The sequence below is a fragment of the Runella sp. R5_40 genome (assembly GCF_057652295.1).
In genome coordinates this window covers 205,131-218,947 of the sequence record NZ_JBYFCH010000002.1, presented here as the reverse complement: position 1 = coordinate 218,947, position 13,817 = coordinate 205,131, and the positions used below count along the sequence as shown (strand labels likewise).

General features: G+C 43.8%; 8 protein-coding genes. 5 read left to right on the top strand and 3 right to left on the bottom strand.

Annotated elements, in window-relative coordinates:
* Positions 1 to 19: 19 nt before the first annotated feature.
* Both AC23N5_RS05670 and AC23N5_RS05665 read right to left on the bottom strand, forming a co-directional pair.
* The gene (locus AC23N5_RS05670) at positions 20 to 931 is read right to left on the bottom strand and encodes an FKBP-type peptidyl-prolyl cis-trans isomerase (RefSeq protein ID WP_122933674.1); all 912 of its coding nucleotides are present in this window, start codon (positions 929 to 931) and stop codon (positions 20 to 22) included.
* Between the two features lie 55 nt (positions 932 to 986).
* Positions 987 to 2,015 (bottom strand): DHH family phosphoesterase, encoded by a 1,029-nt coding sequence (locus AC23N5_RS05665; RefSeq protein WP_183975569.1) that lies wholly within the window; start codon positions 2,013 to 2,015, stop codon positions 987 to 989.
* 121 nt (positions 2,016 to 2,136) lie between these two features.
* Here AC23N5_RS05665 and AC23N5_RS05660 point away from each other — a divergent pair, with 121 nt between their 5' ends.
* Positions 2,137 to 2,556, top strand: a complete 420-nt coding sequence (locus tag AC23N5_RS05660; protein WP_028525028.1) for a nucleoside-diphosphate kinase — start codon at positions 2,137 to 2,139, stop codon at positions 2,554 to 2,556.
* A gap of 197 nt (positions 2,557 to 2,753) precedes the next feature.
* A complete protein-coding gene (locus AC23N5_RS05655; protein ID WP_487754807.1) occupies positions 2,754 to 3,434 on the top strand; it encodes a LuxR C-terminal-related transcriptional regulator in 681 nt (226 codons plus the stop codon).
* On the opposite strand, the gene AC23N5_RS05650 is transcribed toward AC23N5_RS05655, so the two are convergent.
* Positions 3,429 to 4,163 (bottom strand): LytTR family DNA-binding domain-containing protein, encoded by a 735-nt coding sequence (locus tag AC23N5_RS05650; protein WP_487754806.1) that lies wholly within the window; start codon positions 4,161 to 4,163, stop codon positions 3,429 to 3,431. The genes AC23N5_RS05655 and AC23N5_RS05650 overlap by 6 nt on opposite strands.
* Before the next feature lie 604 nt (positions 4,164 to 4,767).
* Here AC23N5_RS05650 and AC23N5_RS05645 point away from each other — a divergent pair.
* The 3 genes from AC23N5_RS05645 (at position 4,768) to AC23N5_RS05635 (ending at position 13,601) form a co-directional block, all read left to right on the top strand.
* Entirely contained in the window at positions 4,768 to 4,947 is a 180-nt protein-coding gene (locus AC23N5_RS05645) for a hypothetical protein (RefSeq protein WP_028525031.1), read from the top strand.
* A 15-nt stretch (positions 4,948 to 4,962) separates the two neighbouring features.
* Positions 4,963 to 6,072, top strand: a complete 1,110-nt coding sequence (locus AC23N5_RS05640) for an LpxL/LpxP family acyltransferase (RefSeq protein WP_487754805.1) — start codon at positions 4,963 to 4,965, stop codon at positions 6,070 to 6,072.
* Positions 6,073 to 6,719: 647 nt separating this feature from the next.
* On the top strand, positions 6,720 to 13,601 hold the full coding sequence (locus tag AC23N5_RS05635; RefSeq protein ID WP_487754804.1) for an SdrD B-like domain-containing protein: 6,882 nt from the start codon (positions 6,720 to 6,722) through the stop codon (positions 13,599 to 13,601).
* Positions 13,602 to 13,817 lie beyond the last annotated feature (216 nt).

Genomic DNA, 13,817 nt, shown 5'->3' with positions numbered 1-13,817 from the left:
ATTTGCAATGGTTGGCTGCTTACTGTTGCCCACCTACTGCGCCAGGCCCTGCGGGAGCTGCTGGTGCTTTTTTCACGTCCACCAATTCAACGTCAAATACCAACACAGAGTTTGGTGGAATCACGCCTGGAGAACCTGCCGTTCCATAAGCTAACGACGATGGAATGATAAACGTACATTTTCCACCTTTTTTCATAGTCATAATTCCTTCTTCCCAGCCTGGAATCACCATTCCTTGGCCGATAGGGAAGTCGATGGGCTTACCGCCACTTTGTGGGTTTTTCACTGAGCTATCAAAAACCTTTCCGTCGAGGAGTTTGCCAGTGTAGTGTACGGTTACTACGTTTCCAGCAACGGGCTTCACGCCTGTTCCTTCCTGAGTTACTACATAGTTCAAGCCCGACGCCGTTTCGGTTGCGTTAAGTTTGTTCTTAGCTACGTAGTCGTCGATGATTTTAGCATCTGTTTTTACTTGTTTTTCGCGCGCCGAGGCTTGTGATTTCTGGAATTCTTGCTCATTCTGAACATCCACAAGTTTTACCGTAAACTGAATGTCCGAACCCTTAGGAATACCTGGAGGAAGCGGTTGCATCATGCGTGTAAAGAGTGAATCGGCGCTTACGAAAAACGACGCACTGTCTTGTTTTGAAATCATGGCAAGACCTTCTTCAAAGCTACCTTTGAAAGGAGGTACTTGAAGCATCATTTGCATTGGTTGGCCTTCCTTATAGGTATCGCGCAAGACAGAGTCTTTGCTGTTTTTTAATACCAAATGAAATGTAAGAATATCGCCAACTTTTGGTTTGCGGCTATCAGAATGTTCATCGTGAATTTGATATTTAAGACCGGTTTCGCTGACACTAACACGGTTGTTGCAAGCAGCCATGAGGGCAGCTACCGAGAAAAAAGCAATGGTTGATTTAAATTTCATGAAATGAGTGCAAAGCACAGTTTAATTGTATTTGAATTGGGATGCGATTACAAGATTATTTTTTAACGCTTAAAAGCTCGTTTTGGTATTCGGGCAATACTGATAATAAAAGTTCAGTGGTTGCTTTTAATGAGGTATTGGTCCGCCCACCAGAGGCGTTTTTATGACCTCCTCCCGAAAAGTACTGATGGGCTAAGTCGCGCACCGAAAAATCAGACACTGAACGGAATGATAGCTTGATTTCGTCGCGGCGTTCGATGATGAGTACCGACATAACGATGTTTTCGAGCGAAAGTCCATAATTAACAATGCCTTCAGTGTCGCCCATCTCCGATTGAAAGCGTTTTAACTCTTCGAGCGATAAGGTCATATATACCGTACGGTATTCAGGCAAAACGGTAAGTTTTTCTGACAAAACATATCCTAAAAGCCGCGTGCGACTCAGGGTGTTGTTGTCAAAAATAGCCCGATGGACGTCGTTTACTTGCAAACCCGTTTTCATGAGTTCAGCCACGGCAAGGTGTACTTCGGGCGTGGTACTTCCGTGTCGGAATGAACCCGTGTCGGTCATAATTCCCGCGTACAAGCACTGAGCCATGGGCAAGTCCACCAACGAGGCATCCCCTAATTGCTGAATGAGTTCAAATACATACTGTGCCGTTGCGGCTTTGGTTGTATCCGAAAATACAAAATCGGCAAATGACTCGGGCTCTAAATGGTGGTCAATGAGCACTTTGGTAGCCGTTGAAGCCAGTGCAAGTTCGCCCAAGCCTTTGATACGATGCAGGGCATTAAAGTCTAAGCAGCAAATCACCTCGGCATCTTGTATCACCTGCTTGGAGTGAGCTTGAGACTGAACGTTTTGGTCGTACGTAATTACTTCAGCAAAGTCAGGCATCCAGCGCAAATTGGCCGAACATTCGTTGGGAATGATGACCGTTGCACTGTGTCCTTTTTTTTGAAGGTATAATTTCCATCCCAAAGAAGAACCTATCGCATCAGCGTCAGGATTTTGGTGGGTCAAGATGACAACACGTTTTTGGGGCGAATTGATGAGTTCGTAAAATGCGTTCCACTGTTGCATAGCTTGCAAAATTAGCAATTTTCTTAAAAAAGACCTGCTAGGTTTTCAAAACCTGTGTAGTCTGCGTAGTTTTGCCCCACTTTTTTATCGAAAATTGTTCATTTTAAATCACAACATACTAATGGCAACCAACAGAACATTCACCATGGTGAAACCCGACGCTGTAGAAGCAGGGAATGCAGGCGCAATTTTGAAGATGATTGAAGAAGCGGGATTCCGTATTGTGGCGTTGAAAAAAACATTGTTGACCCAAGAGCGCGCAGGACAATTTTATGCTGTACACGCCGAACGTCCGTTTTATGCCAGCCTGTGTGCTTACATGTCATCGGGCCCGATTTATGCGGCGATTTTAGAAAAAGAAAATGCCGTGGCAGATTTTCGCACGTTGATTGGTGCGACCAATCCAGCCCAAGCGGCCGAAGGAACCATCCGTAAATTGTTTGCTACGTCGCTAGAAGCAAACGCCGTTCACGGTTCTGACTCAGACGAAAATGCAGCGATTGAAGGAGGCTTCTTTTTCTCCTTGACGGAGCAATTTTAGTAAAAAAATAGCCCAAAAAAACTTTAGGCTTCGAGGTATATCGAAGCCTTTTTTTTTGCCATTTTTCGTGAAACATCAATTTCGTGTAGATTTCACGGGCAAAAAAGTAGGTTTCACGGAAATGTCTTGCGTATGGGGGGTAGCAAAGCGTATCTTCAATACAGTTATAAACTGTAAAATCACCCATAAGTAGAGAAATGAAAAATCCCGAAATGAGATTGCGGAAGATGGATTCGTCCGTATTGATTGCCAAAGAAGAACCGTTTTCATGCGAAGTATTGAGCAAACTTTTAGAGAGCGAAGGCTTCGATGTTGTAGGACGAGCTAACGAGTTGGATGAGCTTATTCAGAAGATTCACACCAAGAAACCAAAGTGCGTGATTGTTGAAGCCAACTTAATTGGAAAAGAGACAAGTCACTTACTAAAGCAAATTGCGGAGGCATCGAGCCGACCTAAGATGGTTTTGTTTTTTAATGCCTCTAATTCCAGGGAACTCTCGAAAGCACTGGACGCCAATTTTAACGGCTACCTGTACTCGGAAGATAAATTGGAGGAGTTGTACAAATGTTTGTTGTATATCCAGACGCAAACAAAATACTACAGCGATGGCTTCAAGGACCTCATGAAGAAGATGGGAGTCAATGAGGTGGATAGTGAAACGCACCAAAAGTTGAAGTCACTCACAAAGCGAGAACGGCAGATTCTGTATCTAGTAACTGAGGGGCTGACGGGCTACGAAATAGCCGACTCGTTGTCGATTAGTTATCGAACACTGGCCAATCACAAACAAAATTTAATTCAAAAGCTAGGCATTGAGAGCAACCGACATTTACTCAAATTTGGGCTACAGATAAAATCGTACCTCAATACGCTATAGTTGTTTGCTAGGAAGGCTACGGTTTTCACTAAGCGATTTTTTGAAGGCATCCAGCCGAGTACGGGGCATCACCAGCTCTCGTGCTTGGTTGGTACCTTTGACATACACAAGGTATTTCCCTTTTTCCCAGTACGTATAGCTATTAAGGTGGTTCATGTTGATGATGCAACTTCGGTGAATTCGGAAAAAGTGAATTGGATCAAGCTCTAGTTCTAAGACAGATAGGGGTTTGGAGACTTGGAAGCGACCTTTGGGGTGTTCCACAAAGTACTTCTCTTCTACTGTTTCAAAAAAGTAGCAATCGTCAATTCTCAAAAATGCCTCACCCGTCGTTGCTTTGCCGTCAATAAACTTGATGTATTTGTCGGCAGACGCAGGGCTATTGACGGTTACGGGGGTATTGATTGAAAATGTAGTAAATGATTCTGATTCAGCAGCAGGGACGGCTTCGGCAAAACTTTTTGGTGGAGCAGGAGGCGCTATTGTCTCTTTAATAACAGTGGCTGCTGGCGAAGAATGCCGACGAAGCGCAATGGCTTGTTTTTGAGAATGTGTTGGAGTGAGTGCATTGATTTGTAAAAAATCGCGCACAAGCGACACATTCAATAAAATATAGCCGAGAATGATAATAAATGGTAGGTACAAAAGATAGGTTTCGATGGTGAAACCATGCAAAATGTATAAATCGAGGTAACGGTTAAACGAATAGTGGGGGAATTCGCGGAGCAAAAAGCGAACATGTAGCGTAACAGGGAAAAAAAGGAAAAATGCTACAAAAAACAGCGGTAGGAATTTTAGTTCGTACCAAAGAATAGATAAGGTATTAAAGTTGATTTTACGGATTCCCCAAAAACGGTGGTATATGTCAATTAGGAAGGACAGTATATATAAGGTACAGAACTCTGGTACTAAAATCCCGATTAAGATATTTTTTGCATAACTAAAAAATGTCTGATACGAGACATAGATATCCAAGCGAGTTTTGGGGGATACAGCCCACCCGAGAATCTCGCAAAAGATTACTATAACCAACAAAAAAATAACCCCAGTCTTTGGGTTTTTATAGAAAGACCGATTAAGCGTCATCGACTTCATGGCTTCTCTTTAAGTATCAACTGCCTCAGGCAGTGTAGGGTATTGTGACTCGCAAAGATACAAAATAGTCAATAGTTACTATAACATTTCATAAATATAGGCATTACTGCGGATTTCCCAGCATGCTTCACTCCTCTACCTTTGTATCATCCAAAGCGGAAAACAACAGTGGGTTAAAAATAACAAATAATGCACTGGTTATCAATAATTTAAAATCACAAATTTAACTACTACAACAATGAAAAAGTCATTCGAAATCAAAGCAAAAAAAGAATTAAACTCTTTTATCCGGGCTGGCAAATTTTATGCCAAAAATGAAACTGCAAAGGTACTCAACCTTGGTGAGTCAGATCCGTTTGCGTCTTGCTACAAAATTGTGGTAAACAACGACGTTGAAAATAAGCTAGTTCTTCAATAAATCTCTCTGTCAGCAATGAGCTTTTCAGGTTTTATAAACTATCAGCGTGCGCTTCTCGACTGTGAAAGTGCATTCAACAAAGTGAATTTACACGATGAAGAAGGGTATATGGTAAGGTTTGCGATATTTTCAGCGAACCTTACCAACTTCCTGCCTGAAATCCCTGTTTCGGAACATGCTGAGATGTTTAGAAAACTACTGACGAGCTTGGCATTTGAGACATTTGATCGTAATGTATTGCACATCAGTGAGGTATGCTCTCTCAATGGCGACCTGAAGGCGTTAGAAACCCCAGGTGCTCCGAGTATATTTTGTACATTTCATTTAGGTTCGTACCGAATCATTGCCAATTTGTTGATTAAAAATGGTCATCATTTTACAACCATTGTAAAAAAAGATGTCTATAAACAGCAGATTGATTCGATGATGGACTATACCGATAGGATGAAACAAACGTACAAAACGGATAGTGAAGTCCATGTGGTGAGTGCAGAAGACCCTAATATTGTACTAAAACTGCTTAGAGAGTTAAAAGCAGGAAGGTCCTTACTGGTATATTTGGATGGAAACGTAGGTGCAAGCGATGAAAAACTTGAGAAAATCACGTTTTTAAGCCAAACAATCACTGCCCGAAAAGGAATGGCCTACCTTAGTTATGTAGCTGGGGTGCCGCTTGTGCCAGTGATTTCGTATCGAAAATCGGATATGAGTAATGTCCTCTACATGGGAGAAGGGATATTCCCTAATAAGTCTGTACCCAAAGAGGCATATTCACAGCGAGTTTTACAACAAATTTTTGATTTTTTTGCCAAATACGTTGCCAATTTTCCCGAACAATGGGAGGGTTGGAATTATATACACCATTCTTTACAAACAGATGAAACGTCGTTATCGCCACCACCCCCTTCGGCTTATCGAAGGTTGAGTTATCAATTCAACGAGCATCGCTACAGTATTTTTGACCTGAAAGAGTCGCCCGTTTTGTTTGATAAACGCTATTATTCTACGTACGAAATATCGGATAGTTTGCGAGATTACCTGCTTGAATCTCCTTTTAGTAACCCTAAAAGAGTATTGGGAAAACCAATTTTTCAAGAGTTAGTTCGCCAAGAAATTATAATTTGAGTGTAGAAAGTCTCCAAATTTGGAGACTTTTTGTTTTTACCCCCATCCCGAACCGCCGTTTTTGGTCATTTTTTAAAAATGCTTCACGGGCAAAAATGTAGATTTCACGGGCAAAAATGTAGATTTCACGGGCTAAAATGTAGGTTTCACGGTTTTGGACTTGAAACGGCGTCATCTGTGTTTGTTTTCGTAGTAATTTCGTCACAGAGAATTTAAGCTCAAAAGCAATAAATCGTTTAGCTGTACAGAGACAGCTTGCTCAACGTTATGTAAGGTAATAGGACAACGTTATGAGGTGTCTCCAATTAACGATGACATAATTTTTCAAAGTAGGGTAAAGTGTGCAGCATTGGCCTCATCTCTCTGAGATGGGGCCATGTCTTTTTAGGGGTTTTATTATTTCTTCTTAAAGTACTTTCAATGAGATTTGGTTTTATGATACGGCCATTTCATTTGAAATGATGAAAATTTTATCCCAGATTTTTTATGGATTTGAAATAAGAGTTTTGGCATAGTATTTGACAGGTGAAGGTATATCCCTCGCAGTGGTCGGTGGCTAAGTATTGTATATCTTAAAAAGCATACTGGTCTTGCAAGCGGAGATTTAAAATTAGACAGGATTACCAACACAACTGTTTTAAATGTTTATGTGTCCAAACAATTACCAACATCTATCAGCCTTGGTCAAGGATAAGGGCTTGAACCCACCAAAGGGGATAAGGAGGTTACTCAAATGGGGGCTGTTCTGCATAGGTTTGTTGCTGAATCAGCAGTTAATGGCCCAAGTAAGTGGAACTGTGTTCCGTGATTTTAACATCAATGGTACACAACAAACCACGAACCCCATTGAGCCAGGTCTTGAGGGGGTTACCGTCAAAGCCTTTAATGCTTCTAATGCGCAAGTAGGCGCTACTGCCACTACGAACGCTTCTGGGGCATACACCATTGCGGGTATTACGGGCAATGTACGCTTGGAGTTTACGCTTCCCAACACGTTTTATGCCTCCAATGGTAAAACGGGAAACACCACAGTACGTTTCGCAACGGCTCCTGCTACGGGGATTAACTTGGCGGCAAATAACCCAAGTGACTATTGTCCAGGGACTCCTGATGTGATTGTGACCTGTTTTGTGAACGGAAACCCCACACTGGGAGGTACGGCAGGAACGGGAAAGGCTTTGGTGAAGTTTCCCTATAACATCGCGAATGCCTCGACGACTGGTCCTACGGGATTGGCAAATGCCGTTGATGTAGGGTCTGTGTGGGGAGCAGCGTACCAAAGAGAAACTGACAAAGTCTTTACAGCCGCCTTCTTAAAGCGTCACGTAGGCTTACTTTCAGCGGGCTTAGGGGGTATTTTTACTACCCAATTGGGCACAACACCTACGACGGCATTGTTGGTCGATTTGGAAACATTTAGCGCAGCTCCGCACAACATTGATCTCGGTCAGTCGGTGATTGGAACACGCAGCACATTGCCTGCGGCATCCAATGCAAGTAGCGAGGATCCATCTGCGTTTGGAGCCGTTGGTAAAGTTGGTTTGGGAGGGATGACCATATCCGAGGATGGACGTACGCTCTATGTCATTAACTTATACCAGAAAAAACTTATTTCTATCAATATCGGTGTACCTGCCAAAACAACAATCACATCGGCGGATATAAATACCTATACCATTCCTGACCCAGGCTGTACCAATGGGGTTTCTCGTCCTTTTGCCGTTCGGTTTTATCAAGGAAAAGTTTATGTAGGTACGGTTTGTACGGCAGAAAGTTCGGGTGGTACTCAGAGCAATCTTCATGCGTATGTATATACATTTGACCCCGCGACTACTACATTCAACACATCAGCGGTGGCTGATTTTTCCTTAAACTATCCCAAAGGAAAAGTTCACACTTCGGAAACACCCGCTAAGTGGCTTCCGTGGAGTGATAATTTTGCCGATATGTACTTTGGTACTACAAATAATCCTCCGTTCCCGAGGACAATGCGTCCACAGCCTATTTTATCGGATATTGACTTTGTGGAAAATGGGGATATGGTATTGGGCTTTATTGACCGTGCTGGGCACCAGTTAGGATACCGAAACCGAGGTGTAGGCACAACTTACAATGCAAATACCTACAGTGGTTACATTGGTGGGGACATCCTTCGTTTGGCGAAGGGCTCGGGCACTTGGACGTTGGAGTCAGGTGGTAACGTAAGTGGGTTGACAGGCTCGGCCAACAGCCAAGGCCCAGGAGGGGGTGAGTTTTATTCAGATGAGCAATACACTGGTGAGTTGGTAATAGGTTCTGGGGTACTTGAAGAAATCCACCAAGAAACGTATGTTGGTAGTAGTTTTACTGTGCCAGGAAGTGGGGTAGTGTTAGCAACGGTCATGGATCCATTGAGTACTTGGTCGGGAGGAACGTCTTGGTTTAGTAACACCACGGGTAAAGCAACTAAACGCTACCAAATTTTTAGTACAACAGGTGATGGAGGGGTCACTTTTGGTAAAGCAGCTGGTTTAGGGGCGTTGGAACTTACTTGTGATGCCTCTCCCATCGAAATTGGTAACCGAATTTGGCTTGATACCAATAAAAATGGTATCCAAGACCCAGGTGAAAATGGAGTGTCAGGGGTTGTGGTAACTCTTTGTGATTCAACTGGAGCAACCATTACGACTGTTACGACGGATAATAACGGTAACTATTACTTCTCTTCGCTAGCGGGAACAAACGTGACAGGCATCAAATATGGCGTAGCCTTAAAACCGTTTACGAAGTATAGATTGAAAATACCATCAGCTAGCGGTAGTAACGTATTAACAAGCACAGATGCGCTGGGCAATGATTTGGCAGATAATGATTTTGCCCTTAACGGAGCCAATGGCGAATTGACTTTGATTACGGGGGGCTCTGGTGCCAACATCCACACCTACGATGGGGGGTATCAGCCTGCCGTAGGTTCAATAGGAGACTATATTTGGAAAGATGTCAATGATAACGGCAAGCAGGACAGTGGTGAAGTTGGAGTAGCAGGCGTTATTCTTCAATTATTACAAGGTGCAACGGTATTGGCTACAGATACCACGGATGCCAACGGTTTGTACGGGTTCCCTAACTTGAGTGCTGGAACCTATCAAGTCAAAATTTTAGTGACTTCTCTACCAGCAGGCTGTGTTATTTCTTCAAAATCCAACGCTGCAGGAGTAGCTGATAGCCTTGATTCTGATTTTGACCCAACAACTGCCTTGAGCCAAACGGTAACAATCACGCCTACGGGAACGGGTATTGCCAAAGATAACCCAACAATCGACGGGGCGCTTTATTCACCGCTAGGTTCTATCGGTAACTTTGTCTGGAAAGATACCAATAATAATGGTAAACAAGACAGCGGAGAAGCAGGACAAGCGGGTATAATCGTACAACTTTTGCAAGGTTCTAGTGTGGTTGATGAAGATACGACCGATGTGAATGGTTTCTACAGTTTCAACAACCTGACCTCGGATACGTATCAAGTTAAGTTGCTTTTGACGTCACTGCCAGCGGGTTGTGTTATTTCTTCTAAACCTAATGCCGCAGGGGTTGCTGATACACTAGATTCTGATTTTAATGCGGCAGGTTTGAGTCATTTGATTACAATTGATACTTCAAAACCAGCGGCCGATACGTTGCGCAACAATCCGCACATCGACGCGGCATTGTATTCACCTAAAGGTTCGATTGGAGATTATGTTTGGAAAGACCTCAATAATAATGGTATTCAAGACGATGGTGCAACGGGTGTAAAAGACGTGATTGTGGAGCTATACAAAGGAAGTACGACGGGTAGTCCCATTGCGAAAGATACGACCGATGCCAGTGGGGCCTATGGTTTTACCAACTTAGATGCGGGCGATTATTACGTCAAAGTCGTTATTACAAGCCTGCCAGTAGGTTGTGTCATTAGTACGAAACAAGATTTGGGCGGCGACGATACCAAAGATTCGGATGTGAATCCAGTCACTGGTTTTAGTGCAAAAATCACGTTAGACCCAACCTTGACGGGGCTTTCAAAAGATAACCCAACGATAGATGCGGCTTTGTACTCGCCAAAAGGGTCAATTGGGGATTACGTATGGAAAGACCAAAATAACAACGGTGTTCAAGATTCGGGTGAGCCAGCAGTAGCGGGCGTGATTGTTCAATTGCTGAATTCAACAACGAGCGCCGTATTGGCGACCGACACAACGGATGCCAATGGTTTGTACTTATTCTCAGACCTGTCGAGCGGCACTTACCAAGTAAAAATTGTGACAACGAGTTTGCCAGCGGGTTGTGTCATCAGCAGCCAACAAAATTTGGGTGGCGACGATACCAAAGACTCTGACTTTAACCCAACCACGGGTTTAAGCCAAGTGGTAACAATTGATGCGTTGGGCACAGGCATTGCGAAAGATAATCCAACGGTTGATGCAGGTTTGTACTCGCCTAAAGGTTCGATTGGTGATTATGTTTGGAAAGACCAAAACAATAATGGCGTTCAAGATGCAAGCGAATCAGGAGTGGCGGGTGTGATTGTTCAATTATTGAACTCGACAACCAGCGCGGTATTGGCAACCGACACAACGGATGCCAATGGTTTGTACTTGTTCTCGAACTTGTCGAGTGGCAGCTACCAAGTAAAAATCGTGACAACGAGCTTACCCGCAGACTGTGCACTTAGCAGCCAACAAGATTTGGGCGGTGATGATGAGAAAGATAGTGACTTTAACTCAACCACAGGTTTAAGCCAAGTAGTAACCATCGATGCTTTGGGTACAGGCACAGCTAAAGATAACTTAACGGTAGATGCGGCTTTGTATTCACTCAGAGGCTCAATCGGAGACTTTGTTTGGAAAGACCAAAACGATAATGGTATCCAAGACCCGAACGAATCACCCGTGGCAGACGTAATCGTGCAGTTGTTGCAAGGAGGAACTGTTATAGCGACGGATACGACAAACTTTAACGGTTTGTATTTGTTCCCTAACTTACCAAACGGTACATACCAAGTAAAAATCGTAACAACAAGTCTGCCTGATAGCTGTGTAATTAGCAGTAAGCAAGATTTGGGTGGTGACGATACAAAAGACAGTGATTTTGACCCAACAACGGCCTTGAGTCCACCTATTACCATCAACGTTTCGGGGACAGGTATCGCCAAAGACAATCCAACGATAGATGCGGCATTGTCAACACCGAAAGGTTCGATTGGTGATTATGTATGGAAAGATCAAAACAACAATGGTGTTCAGGATTCAGGTGAACCAGCGGTAGCAGGTGTGATTGTTCAGTTGTTAAATTCAACAACGAGCGCCGTATTAGCAACTGATACGACGGATGCAAGTGGATTGTACTTATTTACGAACTTGAAGTCAGGTACGTACCAAGTGAAGATTGTGACGACGAGCTTACCAGCGGGTTGTGTGATTAGTAGCCAACAAAACTTGGGTGGCGATGATACGAAAGACTCTGACTTTAACCCAACGACAGGTTTAAGCCAAGTAGTAACCATCAATGCAACAGGTACAGGCATTGCCAAAGATAACCCAACAGTTGATGCAGGCTTGTATTCACCGAAAGGTTCGATTGGTGATTATGTATGGAAAGATCAAAACAACAACGGTGTTCAGGATTCAGGAGAACCAGCAGTGGCGGGTGTGATTGTTCAGTTGTTAAATTCAACGACGAGCGCCGTATTGGCAACCGACACAACGAATGTCAATGGTTTGTACTTATTCTCAGACTTGTCAAGCGGTAGTTACCAAGTGAAAATCGTCACGACAAGCTTACCAGCGGGTTGTGTGATTAGTAGCCAACAAAACTTGGGTGGCGACGATACGAAAGACTCTGACTTTAACCCAACGACAGGTTTAAGCCAAGTAGTAACTATCAATGCAACAGGTACAGGCATTGCCAAAGATAACCCAACGGTTGATGCAGGTTTGTATTCACCGAAAGGTTCGATTGGTGATTATGTATGGAAAGACCAAAACAACAACGGTGTTCAGGATTCGGGCGAACCAGCAGTGGCGGGTGTGATTGTTCAGTTGTTAAATTCAACGACGAGCGCCGTATTGGCAACCGACACAACGAATGTCAATGGTTTGTACTTATTCTCAGACTTGTCAAGCGGTAGTTACCAAGTGAAGATTGTGACGACGAGCTTACCAGCGGGTTGTGTGATTAGTAGCCAACAAAACTTGGGTGGTGACGATACGAAAGACTCTGACTTTAACCCAACGACAGGTTTAAGCCAAGTAGTAACCATCAATGCAACAGGTACAGGCATTGCCAAAGATAACCCAACGGTTGATGCGGCTCTAGTCGTGCCATGCGTAGAATCAAGTGTAACCCTAACTGGACCTCCAGCTTGTTCGGCAGATGTACAAACGTACAGCATAACCTTCACAGTGACCAATAAATTGGGTATTGTGAAAGTGAACAAAGGAACGTTGAGCGGAAACAACCCTTACACGGTGACAGGTATCCCATCGGGAGCGAGTGTGATCATTACGGATAGCTTGAGCGCTATTTGTAAATCAGATACGACGATTGTTGGGCCTAACTGTAACTGTAATCCACCAGTACCTGTATTGTTGACGCCAAGTATGGTCGCTTGTATCGGTGATACCTTCCCGACCTTAAAAGCGACGGTAGTAGGTTTGGCAACGGTAGAATGGTTTAGCCAACAAACGGGCGGAACGGTATTGTCAACGGGCTTGAGTTTCAAACCAAGTGGCACAGTGACGGGCACAACAACGTATTACGCCCAAGCGCGCAGTACCGACCAAACCTGTCCAACGGCAGTGAGTACGAGCCGCGTCCCTGCGACGATCAATGCCCAAACTTGTATTGACACGGTTGACTTAGCATTGAAGAAATCGATTAACACGAAGATAGCGCAGGTAGGTGATGTACTTACTTACACGCTGAAAGTCTGGAATGAATCGAACAAAAATGCAACGGGGGTAGAAGTAGCCGATAGCATTGCGACAACGGTACAGTTCATTGCGGGCAGTTTTGTGGCCAGCCGTGGCAGCGCTACAATCAGTGGTAATGCCATCAAATGGACGATTGGCAACATTGCTGCTAATGGTGACACTGTGACCTTGCGCTACCAAGTACGAGCAACCCAAGAAGGATTGCACTTTAACACGGCTGAAATCTCGAAAGTGGATCAAAAAGATGTGGATTCGACGCCAGGCAATGGTAATCCAGCGGAAGACGACATCGACCGTCAGTGTTTCAGCGTGCCGTTCAAAGTGTGTCCAACCAACCAAGTGGAAGCATCGGTACCTGCACTTTACACAAATGTTCAATGGTTTAAAGACGGAGGAACAACGCCAGTAGCAACGGGCAATGTGGTTCTGTTTAGTGAAGTGGGTATATACACGTTCACCGCAACGAACCAGACCTGTCCAGCAGGAGGATGTTGCCCAATCATCATTGAGCCAGGAGTGAACTGCTGTCCAGAGGACTTGTGCGTGCCATTCACGATTCAGAAGAGAAAGAAAAAGTAAAATAAGGTTGTAGTCAACCCCGCCCCCCTTTTTCATCGGAAGAAGGGGGGCTTTTTATTGGTATTTATTTTGAGGAATTAAAATTTAACCAAAAACCAGTGGAATTCTTAAATTTGGTACATTTATTGCTAGTATATTTAATAGTTAATTTTGGATAGTATTTTTACGACAGTTGCTTCTTAAGGCATCCTAAACTGTGGTTTAGGGATGCCTATA